12 protein-coding genes are annotated in these 16433 nt (G+C 73.9%); 11 read left to right on the top strand and 1 reads right to left on the bottom strand.

Annotated features, from left to right (window positions below):
- Positions 1 to 534, bottom strand: a 534-nt coding sequence (locus ABT288_RS45590; RefSeq protein WP_351621651.1) for a class I SAM-dependent methyltransferase, incomplete at its 3' end; no start/stop codon positions are given.
- Between the two features lie 174 nt (positions 535 to 708).
- On the opposite strand from ABT288_RS45590, the gene ABT288_RS45595 reads away from it, so the two are divergent.
- The 11 genes from ABT288_RS45595 (at position 709) to ABT288_RS45645 (ending at position 16360) form a co-directional block, all read left to right on the top strand.
- The gene (locus tag ABT288_RS45595; protein WP_351621654.1) at positions 709 to 2067 is read left to right on the top strand and encodes a lectin; all 1359 of its coding nucleotides are present in this window, start codon (positions 709 to 711) and stop codon (positions 2065 to 2067) included.
- Between the two features lie 21 nt (positions 2068 to 2088).
- Positions 2089 to 4290 (top strand): pectate lyase-like domain-containing protein, encoded by a 2202-nt coding sequence (locus tag ABT288_RS45600; RefSeq protein WP_351621656.1) that lies wholly within the window; start codon positions 2089 to 2091, stop codon positions 4288 to 4290.
- A 94-nt stretch (positions 4291 to 4384) separates the two neighbouring features.
- Positions 4385 to 4924: a (2Fe-2S)-binding protein gene (locus tag ABT288_RS45605; protein ID WP_351621659.1), complete on the top strand. Its 540-nt coding sequence runs from the start codon at positions 4385 to 4387 to the stop codon at positions 4922 to 4924.
- Positions 4921 to 5916, top strand: a complete 996-nt coding sequence (locus tag ABT288_RS45610) for an FAD binding domain-containing protein (protein WP_351621662.1) — start codon at positions 4921 to 4923, stop codon at positions 5914 to 5916. Before ABT288_RS45605 ends, ABT288_RS45610 begins: the two co-directional genes overlap by 4 nt.
- A gap of 763 nt (positions 5917 to 6679) precedes the next feature.
- Positions 6680 to 8764, top strand: coding sequence for a xanthine dehydrogenase family protein molybdopterin-binding subunit (locus ABT288_RS45615; RefSeq protein ID WP_351621682.1), 2085 nt, complete (start codon positions 6680 to 6682; stop codon positions 8762 to 8764).
- Positions 8765 to 8766: 2 nt separating this feature from the next.
- Entirely contained in the window at positions 8767 to 11136 is a 2370-nt protein-coding gene (locus ABT288_RS45620) for a glycoside hydrolase family 65 protein (RefSeq protein WP_351621665.1), read from the top strand.
- A gap of 181 nt (positions 11137 to 11317) precedes the next feature.
- Positions 11318 to 12133, top strand: a complete 816-nt coding sequence (locus tag ABT288_RS45625; protein WP_351621668.1) for a LytR/AlgR family response regulator transcription factor — start codon at positions 11318 to 11320, stop codon at positions 12131 to 12133.
- 125 nt (positions 12134 to 12258) lie between these two features.
- On the top strand, positions 12259 to 12630 hold the full coding sequence (locus ABT288_RS45630; protein ID WP_351621670.1) for a hypothetical protein: 372 nt from the start codon (positions 12259 to 12261) through the stop codon (positions 12628 to 12630).
- A gap of 31 nt (positions 12631 to 12661) precedes the next feature.
- On the top strand, positions 12662 to 14398 hold the full coding sequence (locus ABT288_RS45635) for a sodium/solute symporter (protein ID WP_351621673.1): 1737 nt from the start codon (positions 12662 to 12664) through the stop codon (positions 14396 to 14398).
- A 333-nt stretch (positions 14399 to 14731) separates the two neighbouring features.
- On the top strand, positions 14732 to 15925 hold the full coding sequence (locus ABT288_RS45640) for a sensor histidine kinase (RefSeq protein ID WP_351621676.1): 1194 nt from the start codon (positions 14732 to 14734) through the stop codon (positions 15923 to 15925).
- 108 nt (positions 15926 to 16033) lie between these two features.
- A complete protein-coding gene (locus ABT288_RS45645; protein WP_351621679.1) occupies positions 16034 to 16360 on the top strand; it encodes an LmrA/YxaF family transcription factor in 327 nt (108 codons plus the stop codon).
- Positions 16361 to 16433: the final 73 nt, after the last annotated feature.

Raw genomic sequence — 16433 nt, forward strand, 5'->3', positions numbered from 1 at the left:
CGGCCGCAGCCCATGCGCGGCCGCCCGCTCCCGCACCCGGGCGCGGTCGTCCGGGACCCGGGGGCGATACCGCTCCCGGAGGCCGGCCGTGGCCCGGGCGACGTCGCTGTCCGGCACGAAGTAGGCGCCGTCCTTGTCGACGGTGGTGACGAGGACACCGCCGGGCCTGAGCACCCGGGCCGCCTCGGCGAGTACGGCGGCCGGCTCGGGCAGCAGATGGAGCAGCCAGACGATCACCACCGCGTCCACGCAGCCCGGCCTCAGGGGCAGCCGGGTCGCGTCGGCGCGGATCACACCGCGCGGCACGCGCCGAGAGGCGAGCCCGAGCATCCCTTCCGAGCGGTCCGCACCGAGCACCGTCCGCCCCGGCCGTCGCAGCCTCCTGGTGACGATGCCGGTCCCGCACGCGAGGTCCAGCACCGTCCCGGGGCCCTGGGGCAGCAGCTCCTCCAGAGCCTGCGCAGCCGCCCGGGCGCGCGGTTCCCCACCCCGGGACGCGTCGTACCCCCGGGCCTCCTCGTCGTAGTCGATCACGCGGCCATCATCGCCGAATCTCCGTGCAGGCGTGGCGAGTTGCTGCCGCGCCTCTTGACTCCACTGGTCCGGACCTTTAGTTTCACGCCTTAAACAAAGTCAGCGGACACCCCAATGCCCACTCTGTTCACCGGTGTTGGACCCCAAACCCCCCACGCGAGAGGCCGCCCGTACATGGCCAGACCACTCCCCACCGCAGTCCCGCTCGCCGTCCTCGCGCTCTCCGCCGGACTGCTCACCGCCTCCCCCGCCCAGGCCGCCACCGGCGCCATCACCGGGCTCGCCGGCAAGTGCCTCGACGTCGCCGGCGCCAACTCGGCCGACGGCACGCCCGTCCAGCTCTACGACTGCAACGGCACGAACGCCCAGCAGTGGACGGTCGGCACCGACGGCACCATCCGCGCCCTCGGCAAGTGCCTGGACGTGACCGGCGATTCGACCGCCGACGGCGCCAAGGTACAGCTGTGGAGCTGTACCGGCGGCGCGAACCAGAAGTGGACCGTCACCGCCGCCCACGACATCGTCAACCCCCAGGCGAACAAGTGCCTGGACGTCACCGGCAACAACTCCGCCAACGGCACCCGGACACAGATCTGGAGCTGCAGCGGCGGCGCCAACCAGAAGTGGAACGCACCCGCGAGCGGGGGCGACGGCACCCCGTCCGCGCCCATGGCCGTCGCGCCGTACCTCTACAACGGCTGGGGCAGCCCGCCCGACCCCGCCACCATCACCCAGGCCACCGGCGTGAAGTGGTTCACCCTCGCCTTCGTGCTCAGCAACGGCTACTGCAACCCGCAGTGGGACGGCAGCCGCCCCCTGACCGGCGGGGCCGACCAGCAGACGGTCGACACCGTGCGGGCCGACGGCGGTGACGTGATCCCCTCCTTCGGCGGCTACAGCGGCAACAAGCTGGAGAGCTCCTGCTCCAGCGCGGGCGAGCTGGCGGCGGCCTACCAGAAGGTCGTCAACGCCTACGGCCTGAAGGCGATCGACATCGACATCGAGGCCGACGCCTACAGCAACGCCACCGTGCAGCAGCGCACCGTGGACGCGCTGAAGACCGTGAAGGCCGACAACCCGGGGCTGAAGGTGTACATCACCCAGGGCACCGGGCAGAGCGGGCCCGACACCAGCCTCATCGACCGCGCCGCGTCCTCCGGGCTGACCGTGGACGCCTGGGCCATCATGCCGTTCGACTTCGGCGGCGCCGGACAGAACATGGGCAACCTGACCACCCAGGCGGCCGAGGGTCTGAAGAACGCACTGAAGAACGCATACGGCTACAGCGACGACCAGGCCTACCGGGACATGGGCATCTCGTCCATGAACGGGATCACCGACAACAACGAGACCGTCACGGTGAACGACTTCCGGACCATCCTGGCCTACGCGCAGGCGCACCACCTCGCCCGGCTCACCTTCTGGTCCGCCAACCGTGACCGGCCGTGCACCGGCGGCCCCGCCGACAGCTGCTCCGGCGTCGCCCAGTCCGACTGGGACTACACCCGCGTCTTCGCCGCCTACACCGGCTGACCCCGCCCCCCAGGAGAACCCGTGTTTCCCCGTCCACGCCGCAGACCGACGGCCGTCGCCCTCGTCGCCGCCGCGGCCGCCGCCCTGCTCACCGCCGGGCCCACCCCCCTGCTCGGCGCCGGACCCGCCCACGCCGCCACCGCCCTGCCGACCGGCTTCACGACCGTCATCAACGCCGCGAGCGGCAAGTGCCTGGACGCCAAGGCCGCGGCCACCGCCAACGGCACCCCCGTCCAGCAGTACACCTGCAACGGCAGCGCCGCCCAGCAGTGGAGCCTCACCGACGCCGGCAACGGCTACGTCCACATCGACAACCGCAACGACACCGGCAAGTCCGTCGACGTCACCGACGTGTCCACCGCCGACAACGCGCCCGTCCAGCTGTGGAGTTACGGCGGCGGCGCCAACCAGCAGTGGCAGGCCGTGGACGACGGCGGCGGCGCCTTCCACCTCGTCAACAAGAACAGCGGCAAGTGCCTGGACGACCCCGGTGCCTCGACCGCCGACAGCGTGCAGCTCCAGCAGTACACCTGCAACGGCACCGCCGCCCAGCGCTTCCAGGTGGTCCCCGTGACCCAGTCGGCCACGAACCCGGACCTCGGTCCGAACGTCGTCGTCTTCGACCCGTCCATGTCGTCCTCCGCCATACAGAGCAAGCTGGACGCGATCTTCAAGCAGCAGGAGACCAACCAGTTCGGCGCCCAGCGCTACGCCGTCCTGTTCAAGCCCGGCGCCTACAGCGCGGACGTCAACGTCGGCTTCTACACCCAGGTGCTGGGCCTCGGCCTGACCCCGGACGCGGTCTCGATCAACGGCGCCGTGCACGCCGAGGCCGACTGGTTCCAGGGCAACGCCACGCAGAACTTCTGGCGCGGCGCCGAGAACCTCTCGGTCAACCCCACGAACGGCAGCGACCGCTGGGCCGTCTCGCAGGCCGCGCCGTACCGCCGGATGCATCTGCGCGGCAACCTCGCCCTCGACGACGGCGGCTGGTCCTCCGGCGGCTATCTCGCCGACAGCAAGGTGGACGGACGGGTCGACTCCGGCACCCAGCAGCAGTGGCTGACCCGCAACTCCCAGCTCGGCGGCTGGACCGGGTCCAACTGGAACATGGTGTTCGTCGGCAGCCAGGGCGTCCCCGCCACCAGCTTCCCCAACCCGCCGTACACCACCGTCGCCCAGAGCCCGGTCACCCGCGAGAAGCCGTTCCTGTACGTCGACGGCTCCGGGAACTACCAGGTGTTCGTGCCGTCCGTACGCTCCAACTCCACGGCCACCAGCTGGGGGAGCGGCAGCCCGTCCGGCACCTCGCTGCCGCTCAGCCAGTTCTACGTCGTCAAGCCCGGCGCCACCGCCGCACAGATCAACGCGGCCCTCGCGGCGGGGCAGAACCTGCTCGTCACGCCCGGCGTCTACCACCTCGACCAGACCCTGCAGGTGACCCGCCCCCACACGGTCGTCCTCGGCCTCGGGCTCGCCACCTTCGTCCCCGACAACGGCATCACCGCGATGACCGTCGCCGACGTCGACGGCGTCAGGATCGCGGGCCTGCTCTTCGACGCCGGCACCACCAGCTCGAAGACCCTGCTCGAGGTCGGGCCGGCCGGCTCCACCGCCTCCCACGCGGCCGACCCGACCTCCCTGCACGACGTCTACTTCCGCATCGGCGGCGCGGGCGTCGGCAAGGCGGCCACCGGCCTCGTCGTCAACAGCGACAACGTCATCGGCGACCACATGTGGCTCTGGCGCGCCGACCACGGCAGCGGCGTCGGCTGGACCAGCAACACCGCCGACACCGGGCTCGTCGTCAACGGCGACGACGTGACGATGTACGGCCTGTTCGTGGAGCACTTCCAGAAGTACCAGGTGCTCTGGAACGGCAACGGCGGCCGCACCTACTTCTTCCAGAACGAGATGCCCTACGACCCGCCGAACCAGTCCGCCTGGATGAACGGCTCCACACGCGGCTACGCCGCCTACAAGGTCGCAGACTCCGTCACCAGCCACCAGGCGTACGGACTCGGCAGCTACTGCTACTTCAACGTCAACCCGAGTGTGACCGCCGACCGTGCCTTCGAGGTGCCGAGCAACCCGAACGTCGACTTCACCAGCATGGTCACCGTCTCCCTGGGCGGCACCGGCACCATCAGCCACGTCATCAACACCACCGGAGGACCCTCGAACTCCTCGAGCAACGTCGCGGACCTGGTCCGCTACCCGTGAGCGAAGGGTGTGGCCTGCCTGACGTGTGAGGCGCCGTCGCGTGGATACGCGGTCTGGACGGACACCAGGGCCCGTCCGGAAGGCCACCCCTGCCATGACCAGAGAAAACCAGCTCTCTCCCGCATCGGAGATCACCCTCCGGGTCAACGGGAAGCCCCACACCCTGCACGTCGACCACCGGCGTGTCCTGCTGGACCTGCTCCGCGAGGACCTCGGCCTCACCGGGTCGAAGAAGGGCTGCGACCACGGCCAGTGCGGTGCCTGCACCGTGCTGGCCGACGGCCGCCGCGTCAACAGCTGCCTGCTGCTCGCGGTCGCCCTCGACGGCAGCGAGATCACCACCGTCGAGGGCCTCGGCGGGGACGGCGAGGAGCCCCACCCGCTGCAGCGGGCCTTCCTCGACCGCGACGCCTTCCAGTGCGGCTACTGCACCCCCGGGCAGATCTGCTCGGCCATCGGCATGATCGCCGAGGCAGCGGCGGGCCACCCGTCCCACGTCACCGATCCCGCGGCCCCCTCCGGCCGGCCCGTCCCGCTGGACCGGGCCGAGATCCGCGAGCGCCTGAGCGGCAACCTGTGCCGCTGCGGCGCCTACCCGCGCATCGTCGAGGCGGTGGAGGACGTGATCCGGTGAACGGCTTCGGATACCTCAGGCCCGGCAGCCTCCAGGAGGCCGTCGAGGCGTACGCCGCCCACCCCGGCGCCCGCTATCTGGCCGGTGGCACCAACCTGGTGGACCTGATGAAACTCGGCGTCGAGCGACCCGCCCTGCTCATCGACGTCGGCCGGCTGCCCCTGGCCACGATCGAGGAGCTGCCCGACGGCTCCCTGCGCGTCGGCGCCACCGTGCGCAACAGCGACCTGGCCGCCGACCCCCGCGTCCGCGACCGCTACACCGCGCTGTCCCAGGCGCTCCTCTCGGGCGCCTCCGGGCAGCTGCGCAACGCCGCCACCACCGGCGGCAACCTGCTGCAGCGCACCCGCTGCCCCTACTTCCAGGACCTGGACAAACCCTGCAACAAACGCGAGCCCGGCACCGGCTGCGGCGCGAGGGAGGGCGTCCACCGCGACCACGCCGTCCTCGGCCACTCGGAGCACTGCATCGCCACCAACCCGTCCGACATGGCCGTCGCCCTCGCCGCGCTGGACGCCCAGGTCGAGCTGTACGGCACCGAGGGCACCCGGCGCCTTCCGGCGGCCGAGTTCCACCGGCTGCCGGGCGAGCATCCCGACCGGGACACCTGGATCAGCCCCGGCGAACTGATCACCGGCGTGCTGCTCCCGGCCGCCACCGCCGGCGTCCCGTCCGCCTACCGCAAGGCCCGCGACCGGGCGTCGTACGCCTTCGCCCTCGCGTCCGTCGCCGTCGTGCTGCGGGTCGCGGACGGCGTCATCGACCACGCGGGGATCGCCTTCGGCGGGCTCGCCCACCGGCCCTGGCGGGCCCGGCACACCGAGCTGGCCCTGCTGGGCGCCCCCGCGACGCCCGAGGCCTTCGAGGGAGCCGTGGCGCTGGAACTCGCGCACGCCGAGCCGCTGCGGGACAACGCCTACAAGGTGCCCCTCGCCCGCAATCTCGCCCTCGACGTCCTGAACCGCCTCGCCCCGGCCCCGGCGGTGGCCTGAGCCGGCACGGCAGGAGCGAGCAGACCAGGAGGACCCCATGACCGCCAACCCCCCGGGCACCCCCGAAGACCGCGCACGACCCACGGCCCCCACTACCCCCTCCGGGGCTTCCGGCGGACGTCGACCGGGAGGGCGCCCGGCCCCTGGTAGTGCCCTGGGTGCGCCGGAATCGCGCCGGGACGCTGGGGACCCGGTCGCCGGCGCCACTGGGGCTCTCGGCGGGCGCCGCTCAGGAGCGCACCCGGCTCCCGGTGGCGGCTTGGGCGCGCCGGAAGACCCGGCCGTCGGCACCGGGTCTTCCGGCGGAGGCCGGCCGGGAGGGCGTCCGGGTACTGGTAGTGCCCTGGGTGCGCCGGAAGAGCGCCGGTCCGCAGAGAACGCGACCGCCGGCACCGGGGCTTCCGGCGGACGCCGGCCGGGAGGGCGTCCGGGTACTGGTAGTGCCCTAGGCGCGCCGGAAGAGTGCCGGTCGGCAGAGAACGCGGCCGCCGGCAGCGGGTCTTGCGGCGGAGGCCGGCCGGGAGGGCGTCCGGGTGCTGGCGGTGCCGCCTTGGGCGGGTTCGAAGAGCGCCCGGACGTACGGAACGCGGGCGCCGGCATCACCGGGGCTCTCGGTGAGGGTCGGTCAGGAGGGCACGTCGGCCCCGGTAGCGGCCTGGGTGTGCCCGAGGAGCGCCGGGACGTGCGGCACACGGCCCCCGCCACCCCGACCGGGGCTCTCGGCGAGCGTCGGCCAGGAGGGCGGCCGGGCCCCGGCAGCGCCCTGGGCGCCCCCGTCGAGCGTCGGGAGGGGCGGGAGAAGGTCACCGGCGCAGCCCGTTACGCGGGCGAGTACGTCCTGCCCGGGCGCGCACACGCCTGGCCCGTGCCCGCCGCGATCGCCCGGGGCCGGGTCACCTCCGTCGACGCCTCGGCCGCCCTCGCGCTGCCCGGTGTCCTCGCCGTCCTCACCCCCGACGACGCCCCGCGTCTCGCCGTACCCGAGGACGCCACGCTCGCCGTGCTGCAGGGCCCGCACGTGCCGCACCGGGGCTGGTGCGTGGCCCTGGCCGTCGCCGACACCCTGGAGACGGCCCGCGCGGCCGCCCGGGCGGTACGGGTCACCTACACGGCCGAACCCCACCACGCCGATCTCGACCCGGAGCACCCGGACGCCTACGAGCCCCAGGAGGCCAACGCCGGTTATCCGGGCCGCGTCGAGCACGGTGACCCGCAGGCCGCCTACGCCGCCGCCGACGTCCGTGTCGACGTCACCTACCGGGTGCCGCCGCTGCACAATCACCCCATGGAGCCGCACACCAGCACGGCCCACTGGGACGGGGACCGGCTCACCGTGTACACCTCCAGCCAGGGCGGTACGACCGTGCGGGAGGTCCTCGCCCAGCTGTTCGAGCTGCCCGAGGACCACGTCACCGCCGTCACCGAGCACGTCGGCGGCGGCTTCGGCTCCAAGGGCACCCCGCGCCCGGACGTCGTCCTCGCCGCGATGGCCGCCCGGCGCACCGGCCGGCCCGTCACCCTCGCCTGCCCCCGCCGCCACCTGCCCACGACCGTCGGCCACCGCGCCCCCACCGTGCAGCGCCTCCGCCTCGGCGCGAACGCGGACGGCCGCCTCACCGCCGTGCTGCACGAGGCGACCACCCACACCTCCCGGGTGAAGGAGTTCGTCGAGCAGGCCGCGGTGCCCTCACGCGTCATGTACGCCACCCCGGCCCTGCTCAGCTCCCACCGGGTGGTCCCGCTCGACGTGCCCAGCCCGTCCTGGATGCGCGCCCCCGGCGAGGCGCCCGGCATGTACGCCCTGGAGTCGGCCGTGGACGAACTCGCCTGCGCCCTCGGCACCGACCCGGTGGAGCTGCGCGTCCGCAACGAACCCGAGAGGGAGCCGGGCAGCGGCAAACCGTTCAGCAGCCGGCACCTGGTGGAGTGCCTACGGGAGGGTGCCCGCCGCTTCCGCTGGGACGGGCGTGACCCACGTCCGGGCAGGCGCCGCGAGGGCCCGCTGCTCATCGGCACCGGCGTGGCCGCGGCCACCTACCCGGCCGCGGCCGTCCCGGCCACCGCGACCGCCCGGGCCCTGCCCGACGGCACCTTCGTCGTCCGGATCAACGCGACCGACATCGGCACCGGGGCCCGTACCGTCCTCGCCCAGATCGCCGCCGACGCCCTCGGCGCGCCCCTCGACCGGGTCCGCACAGAGATCGGGCACAGCGATCTGCCGTCGGCCTGGCTGGCCGGCGGCTCCATGGGCACCGCCTCCTGGGGCTGGGCCGTGCACGAGGCCTGTACCGGGCTGGCCTCCCGGCTCGCCGCGCACACCGGAGCGCTGCCCGCCGACGGCACCGAGACCCACGCCGACACCGCCGGGCAGGCCGACGCCGACAGCCCCTACGCCCGGCACGCCTTCGGGGCCCACTTCGCCGAGGTCGCCGTCGACACCGTCACCGGCGAGACCCGGGTACGGCGGCTGCTCGGGATCTTCGCCGCCGGGCGGATCCTCAACTCCCGTACCGCCCGCTCCCAGTTCACCGGCGGCATGACCATGGGCCTCGGCATGGCCCTCACCGAACACAGCACCCTGGACCGCGCGTTCGGCGACTTCCCCGAGGCGGACCTCGCCTCCTACCACGTGCCCGCCCATGCCGACGTGCCCGCCATCGAGGCCGACTGGATCGCCGAGGACGACCCGCACCTCAACCCCATGGGCAGCAAGGGCATCGGCGAGATCGGCATCGTCGGCACCGCGGCCGCCATCGGCAACGCCGTGCACCACGCCACCGGCATCCGCTTCCGCGACCTGCCGCTCACCCCCGACCGGATCCTCGCCGGCCTGCTGTCCGAGGGGTGACCGTGACGGGGCCGACCTGGGAGTACGAGGGCTACCGGCCGGAGGAGGAACGCCTGCGGGAGTCGCTGTGCACCCTGGGCAACGGGTACTTCGCCACCCGCGGGGCGCTGCCCGAGTGCACCGCGGACGACATCCACTACCCGGGCACCTACGTGGCCGGCTGCTACGACCGGCTCACCTCCGAGGTCGCCGGACGCCGGGTCGAGAGCGAGGACATGGTCAACCTCCCCAACTGGCTGCCGCTGCGCTTCCGGCCGGCGGGCGGTGCCTGGCTCACCCCGGACTCCGACCCCGTCACCGAGCACCACCTGACCATCCATCTCGAGCCCGGCCTGCTGGAACGCCGCACCAGCTACGTCCTCGACGGCGGCGCCACACTCCATGTGCGCCAGCTGCGCCTGGTCCACCTGGCCGACCGTCATGTCGCCGCGCTGCGCACGGAGTTCACCATCGAGGGCGACGGGGCCGAGCTGGAGGTCGAGGCCGCGCTCGACGGACGCGTCACCAACGCCGGCGTGGCCCGCTACCGGGACCTGGACGGCCGGCACCTCACCCAGATCCGGACCGGTCTCGCCGCACACGGCGCGATGTGGCTGCGCTGCCACACCCGCACGTCCCGTATCGAATGCGTCCTGGCGGCCCGGCTGTCCGCCGAGGCGCCGGTGGCGACGGCGCACGAGGCCCTGCGCGCCGTCCAGCACGTGCGGCTGCGCCTGGCACCCGGCCGTACCGTCACCGTCGACAAGACGGTCGCCCTGCACACCTCGCACGACCCCGCCATCGGTGACCCGCTGGACGCGGCCGTCGACCGGGTCGGTGCCGCCCCCGACTTCGACGCACTGCTGGAGGCGCACGCCACCGCCTGGGACCAGCTGTGGCGGCGCACCGCGCTGGAGGTGCCCGGCGAGGCGGGCAGCATCCTGCGCCTGCACCTGTTCCACGTGCTGCAGACGCTGTCGCCGCACACGGCCGACCTCGACGCCGGCGTCCCCGCCCGCGGACTGCACGGCGAGGCCTACCGCGGCCATGTCTTCTGGGACGAACTCTTCGTCCTGCCCTACCTCAACCTGCACCTCCCCGAGGTCTCCCGCGCCCTGCTCCACTACCGGCACCGGCGCCTGGACGCCGCCTGCCACGCGGCCCGCGAACTCGGCCGGCGCGGCGCGCTCTACCCGTGGCAGAGCGGCAGCGACGGCCGCGAGGAGGCCCCGGAACTCCACCTCAACCCCCGCTCCGGCCGCTGGGTGCCCGACCACTCCCGGCTGCAGCACCACGTCGGTTCGGCGGTGGCCTACAACATCTGGCAGTACTGCGAGGCCACCGGGGACACCGACTTCCTGCACGGCGAGGGCGCCGAGATGCTGCTGCAGATCGCCCGCTTCTGGGCGGACTCGGCCCGCTACGACGACCGCCTCGGCCGGTACCGCATCCGCGGGGTGATGGGCCCCGACGAGTACCACGACGCCTACCCCGGCGCCGCCCGGCCGGGTCTGGACGACAACGCGTACACGAACGTCACCGCCGCGTGGGTGCTCGCCCGCGCCCTGGACCTGCTGACCACCATGCCCGAGCCGCGCCGCGAGGAACTCGCGGAGAGCATCGGCCTGGACGAGGACGAGCCCGCCCGCTGGGAGGAGATCTCCCGCACCCTCCACATCCCCTTCCACGACGGGGTGATCAGCCAGTTCGAGGGCTACGGCGACCTCGCCGAGCTGGACTGGGACGACTACCGCAAGCGGTACGACGACATCCGCCGCCTCGACCGGATCCTGGAGGCCGAGGGCGACACCGTCAACCGCTACAAGGCGTCCAAACAGGCCGACGTGCTGATGCTCGGCTACCTCTTCTCGGTCGCCGAACTCCGCTCCCTCTTCGACCGGCTGGGCTGTCGCCTGGACGAACGGACCTGGACCGCGACCGTCGACCACTACCTGCACCGCACCAGCCACGGCTCCACCCTGAGCGGCCTGGTCCACGGCTGGGTCCTCACCCGCGCCCGCCGTACCGACGCCTGGACCTTCGTCCAGGAGGCGCTGCGCGGCGACATCGCCGACCTGCAGGGCGGCACCACCGGCGAGGGCATCCACCTCGGCGCCATGGGCGGCACCCTCGACCTCGTCCAACGCGGACTGACCGGCCTGGAGACCCGCAACGGCGCCCTGTGCCTCGACCCGGTCCCACTCCCCGAACTCTCCTCCTACGGCTTCGCCATCCGCTACCACGGCCACTGGGGCGTCCATCTGCACCTGCGCAGCGGCCTGCTGGAGATCGCCGTACCGGACTCCGACCGCGCCCCCATCGACGTCTGCCTGCGCGACCGGGTGGTTCCGGTGGGCCCGGGGGAGGCGGCACGGCTGGTGGTCCCGGAGTGAAGGGGCGCGGGGCCGTACCGGTGTGCGGCTTCGTCGCGCGGGCGTGACGGGGCACGAGGGCGCGGCACACGATCGACGGCACGGGCCGGCCGCGTCAGCGGCGCACGCGATCTCGACGCGGACGGACGGGACGGCCACCATGCACCTGGTGAGTGGTTGAAACGGGAAGGAGAGGGCGGGGATGAGCGCGAGCGAGGCTCCCTTGCGTGTGCTGGCGGTGGACGACGAGGAGCCCGCGCTCGAGGAGCTGTTGTACCTCCTGCAGCGGGACCCCCGGATCGGCACCGTGGCGCCGGCGGCGGGACCCACCGAGGCGCTGCGCCGGCTCGGCCGGGCCAGGGCGGACGGGCCGGACGGCGAGGACGCCATCGACGTCGTCTTCCTGGACATCAACATGCCGGGACTCGACGGCCTCGAACTCGCCCGACTGCTGGGCGGGTTCGCCGCCCCGCCGCTGATCGTCTTCGTCACCGCCCACGACGACTTCGCCGTCCGCGCCTTCGACCTCAAGGCCGTCGACTACCTGCTCAAGCCCCTCCGCAGGGAGCGCTTCGCCGAGGCCGTACGCCGGGTCGCCGAACTGGTCCGGGCCGGGCAGGGACCCCGGCCGGCCGCCGCCCACGCCGCGACCACGCCCGAGCAGGCGCCCGCCTCCGGTGATCAGGTCCCCGTCGAACTGGGCGGGGTGACACGGTTCGTGCCCATCGCCGACATCACCTATGTCGAGGCCCAGGGCGACTACGCGCGACTGCACACCCCGCACGGCAGCCACCTGGTGCGCGTCGCCCTGTCCACCCTGGAGGAACAGTGGCGCGCACGCGGGTTCGTGCGCATCCACCGCAGCCGGCTCGTCGCCCTCGGCCGCATCGAGGAACTCCGCCTGGACGGCGGCAACGTGACCGTAAGGATCGGAGACCGCGTCCTGGCCGTGAGCCGGCGCAACGCCCGGGAACTGCGGGACCTGCTGGCCAGACACGCGGCGGGCAGGGCCCGTTGAGCACGGGAAGCGGTTGCCGGGTGACGGACCTGTGGCGATTCTCGTCCATCCGCTGTCTCGGCCCCGGCCCGCTGCGTACACTCGCCGCAGCACAAGGTGATCACCGCTGCGTCGGGGAGTGCGTCATGGGTGCCGAATCCGTCCCTCGCAGAGAGGTGGTCACCGGACGGCCGCGCCCCGCCGACGGTGCGCCCGCACCGCGCCCGGCACCCCCGTCACACCCCCAATCCGAGGTGTTACCGGAGCAGTTGATACGCCGTCAGCTGACGGCCGCTCTCGTCACCACGGCCCTCCTCGCGATCCCGCTCGGCCTGCTCCCCGTACTCCTGCGCATCCTGCCGCTCACCGGCGCCGCACCCCGCGTCCCCCTGGCCGTATGGCTCGTCCTGGGCGTGGCGCCGTACCCCGCCCTGCTGGCCATCGGCGCCTGGTACGTCCGCCGCGCCGAGCGCAACGAGACCGACGCGGCCGCCGGCGCTCCCGCGGAACACCCCTGACCATGCGCCGACCTACCGCCGGGGCCGGCCGGTGAACCAGACGTACGGCATCGTGGGCGTGACGGCCGTGATCCTCGCCACGGTCCTCGTCGGCGGGCTCGGCCTGCGCATCTCCCGAACCACCTCCGACTTCTACGTCGCCTCGCGCACCGTCGCGCCCCGCCTCAACGCCTGCGCGGTCAGCGGCGAGTACCTGTCCGCAGCCTCCTTCCTCGGCGTCGCCGGACTCGTCCTCGCCCAGGGCGTCGACATGCTGTGGTTCCCCATCGGCTACACCGCCGGCTTCCTGGTCCTGCTGGCCTTCGTCGCCGCCCCGCTGCGCCGCTCCGGCGCCTACACCCTGCCCGACTTCGCCGAGGCCCGGCTGGAGTCCCGGGCGGTGCGCCGGATCGCCGGTGTGCTGGTCGTCGGCATCGGCTGGCTGTACCTGCTGCCCCAGCTGCGCGGCGCCGGCCTCACCCTGCGGCTGCTCACCGGCGCGCCCGGCTGGCTCGGCGGTCTCGTCGTCGCCGCCGTGGTCACCGGCGCCGTCGCCGCCGGCGGGATGCGCAGCATCACCTTCGTCCAGGCCTTCCAGTACTGGCTGAAACTCACCGCCCTGCTGGTGCCCGTGGTGTTCCTGCTGCTCGCCTGGCGCGCAGACCACGCCCCGGCACCCGCCTGGGACGACCGGCCCGTCTTCCACCGCTCCACCGAGGTACGCGTCGACCGGCCACTCACCCTCACCGTGCGCGAGCCGGTCCGGGTGACCGCGTCCGGGACCGTCGACGGACGCGCGGTGCACGGAGCGCCGCTGCGGCTCGGCGAGGGCCGGCACCGCATCGGCGCGGAAAGCGCCCTGCGCTTCCCGGCGGGCGCCCGGGTCCCGCTGCCGGACCGGGCGGCCGGCCGTACCGTGCCCTCCAGCTGGGCCATGCCGCTGTCCTCGGACCGCGAACAGCACGGCCTGTACGCCACCTACGGGCTGATCCTCGCCACCTTCCTCGGCACCATGGGCCTTCCGCACGTCGTCGTCCGCTTCTACACCAACCCCGACGGCCGCGCCGCCCGCCGCACCACCGTGAGCGTGCTCGGCCTGCTCGGCGCGTTCTACCTGCTCATCCCCCTGTACGGCATGCTCGGCCGCCTGTACGCCCCCGACCTGCTCCTGACCGGCGACACCGACGCGGCGGTGCTCGTCCTGCCGCAGCGGCTGCTCGGCGGGGTCGGCGGGGACCTGCTCGGCGCGCTGGTCGCCGGGGGCGCCTGCGCGGCGTTCCTCTCCACGGCGTCCGGGCTCACCATGTCCGTCGCGGGCGTCCTCGCCCAGGACGTGCTGCCCACGCTCGGCGTCCGCCACTTCCGGCTCGCCACGCTGCCCGCGATCGCGGTGCCGACGGCTGCGGCTGCCGTGGTCAGCGATCTGCCCGTGGCCGACGCGGTCGGACTCGCCTTCGCCGTCTCCGCGTCCTCGTTCGCTCCGCTGCTCGTCCTCGGCATCTGGTGGCGCGGCCTGACCCCGCCGGGCGCGATCGCCGGGCTCGTCCTCGGCGGCGGTTCGGCGCTCACCGCGGTGACGGCCACCATCGCCGGCGGTGCCCGCTCCGGCTGGCTGCACACCCTGCTGGCCTGGCCCGCGGTGTGGTCCGTCCCCGTGGGCTTCGCCGCGATGGTCCTGATCTCCCTGGCCACCCGCAGCCGCGTCCCACCCGGCACCGCCGCCACCATGGCCCGCCTCCACCTCCCCGAACCCCCCGCCCTCACCCGCCCCGGACCGGCGACGACGTGACCGAGGAGCCGTTGTGCAGACCAGCGACACGGACATCCGAACCGGGGCACCCGTCGGAGACCACGCCGCGCCACAACACCGGCAGGACCACGCGGCTCGACGGCACGGGCACGGCCCTGACGCCGGGCGGCACGGGGAGGGCCGGGAGTCCGGGCGGCATCGGCCAGGTCCCGGCTGCCGCCGACACCGGTGCGAACGCGCCGCGCGCCCGAACCGCCCGGCCCCCGGCGCTCGCCGGCACCGAGGAGACTCCGGGCGGACCGGCTACTCGGCGGCCGACGGCGCCCCCCGGCGCTCCGGCACCCGCCCCGCCGGCTCGAACCCGCGTCACCCATGACCGTCCTCGGTACCGCGGCGCTCTTTCTCGCCGGCCTCGGGCTGTTCGTGCTCGGTGCCGCCCTCGGGCACGGAGCGGCGCGCCGGCAGCAGGAGCACTCGGCCGACCGTGACGGGGCGCGCGCCCTGGCCCATGGCCTGCACGCCGCCGCGCTCGCCGCGGCACCCCTGCGTGCCGGGCTCACCCCGGACACCGCCCGCAAGACCGTCCGCAGACTGCGCCCCCTGCTCGGCACCCCCGCCCTCGCCCTCACCGACGACACCGCCGTGCTCGCCTGGGACGGCGCCGGCGAACACCACCGCGCGGAGGTGCCGGCACACCTCGCCCGCCCACCGCGCGCCCGGAGCTTCCCGCTGTCCTGCGACGACGCCGGCTGCCCCGTCCGCTGGGGTGCCCTCGTGCCGCTCTCCGCCGACGGCGGCGCCCACGGCGCCCTTGTCGTGTTCGCCGCCGGCGAGTCCACCGCCGTCGCCCGGGCCGGCGAGGAGGCGGCCCGTCGGCTCACCCTGGAACTCGAGCTCGCGGGCCTCGACCGGGCCCGCACCAGCGCCCACGAGGCCGAGGTTCGGGCCCTGCGCGCCCAGATCTCCCCGCACTTCATCTACAACTCCCTCGCGAGCATCGCCTCCTTCGTCCGCACCGACCCCGAGCGCGCACGTGAACTTCTCCAGGAATTCGCCGACTTCACCCGCTACTCCTTCCGCCGCGGCGGCGACTTCACCACCCTCGCGGAGGAGTTGCGCTCCATCGAGCAGTACCTGGAACTCGCCCGCGCCCGCTTCGGCCGCCGCCTGCAGGTCACCCTGCGCATCGCCCCCGAGGTGCTGCCCGTGACGCTGCCCTTCCTGTGCCTGCAGCCCCTCGTCGAGAACGCCCTCAAACACGGGCTGGAGGGGGCCGTGGAGCGCATCGGGGTCACGATCGTCGCCGAGGACGAGGGCACCGAGGCCCGGGTCGTCATCGAGGACGACGGCATCGGCATGGAACCGGAACGCCTGCGCGCGATCCTGCGCGGCACGGCCGGCCCCGCCAGCGGCATCGGCCTGAGCAACGTCGACCGCCGGCTCCGCCAGGTCTACGGCGACGACCACGGCCTCGTCATCGAGACCGGTGTCGGAGCGGGCACGAAGATCACCCTCCGCGTCCCGAAGTTCCGCCCCGGCATCCAGGCCCGGCCCGCGCAGCCCTAGGAACGAGGGTGCACGGCCCAGGAGTCCCGGCGGCGGTCCCGGATCTCAGGGAGCTGCGGGAAGCCGGCCGACCCGTGGGTGGCGACGGCGGCGACATCGGAGCCCGGGATGCAGACGATCGCGCTCGACGCGCCCGGCTCGCGGAGCGTGGCCGCCGCGGCGACGGCGTACGGCGGCCCGGCGGCCATCGCGTACCGGCGCTCGTGCGTGGACGCCGACCTCTCGAACGACGCCCGCCATACCCCCGATCTGACCGAGGCGCTGACGGCGCACGGCGCGGCTCCCGACCGGGCGCCCGGGCTCGCGGCGCTCGTCGTGGCGGCCCCCGAGGGAGCCATCGCCATGTGCCGCGCCCAGCGCAGCATGCGGCCGCTCGACCGTGTCGCCCAGGAACTCGAAACGCTGCTCACCGACGCACTCGCCCGCCCGGCCTGACGGCCAGGGGCCGCGACGTGGATGCGCGGCCCCGACCCGGGGCCGCGGTGGCGGCGCCCGACCGGCAGGCCGG

Source organism: Streptomyces sp. NPDC001093, assembly GCF_040298985.1.
Taxonomy (GTDB): Bacteria; Actinomycetota; Actinomycetes; order Streptomycetales; family Streptomycetaceae; genus Streptomyces.

Bases quoted from the DNA above. Each gene is read 5' to 3' on its own strand.
- ABT288_RS45605 (WP_351621659.1), top strand. From the start codon at position 4,385: ATGACCAGAGAAAACCAGCTCTCTCCCGCATCGGAGATCACCCTCCGG.
- ABT288_RS45625 (WP_351621668.1), top strand. From the start codon at position 11,318: ATGAGCGCGAGCGAGGCTCCCTTGCGTGTGCTGGCGGTGGACGACGAG.
- ABT288_RS45645 (WP_351621679.1), top strand. From the start codon at position 16,034: ATGCAGACGATCGCGCTCGACGCGCCCGGCTCGCGGAGCGTGGCCGCC.
- ABT288_RS45630 (WP_351621670.1), top strand. From the start codon at position 12,259: ATGGGTGCCGAATCCGTCCCTCGCAGAGAGGTGGTCACCGGACGGCCG.
- ABT288_RS45640 (WP_351621676.1), top strand. From the start codon at position 14,732: ATGACCGTCCTCGGTACCGCGGCGCTCTTTCTCGCCGGCCTCGGGCTG.
- ABT288_RS45595 (WP_351621654.1), top strand. From the start codon at position 709: ATGGCCAGACCACTCCCCACCGCAGTCCCGCTCGCCGTCCTCGCGCTC.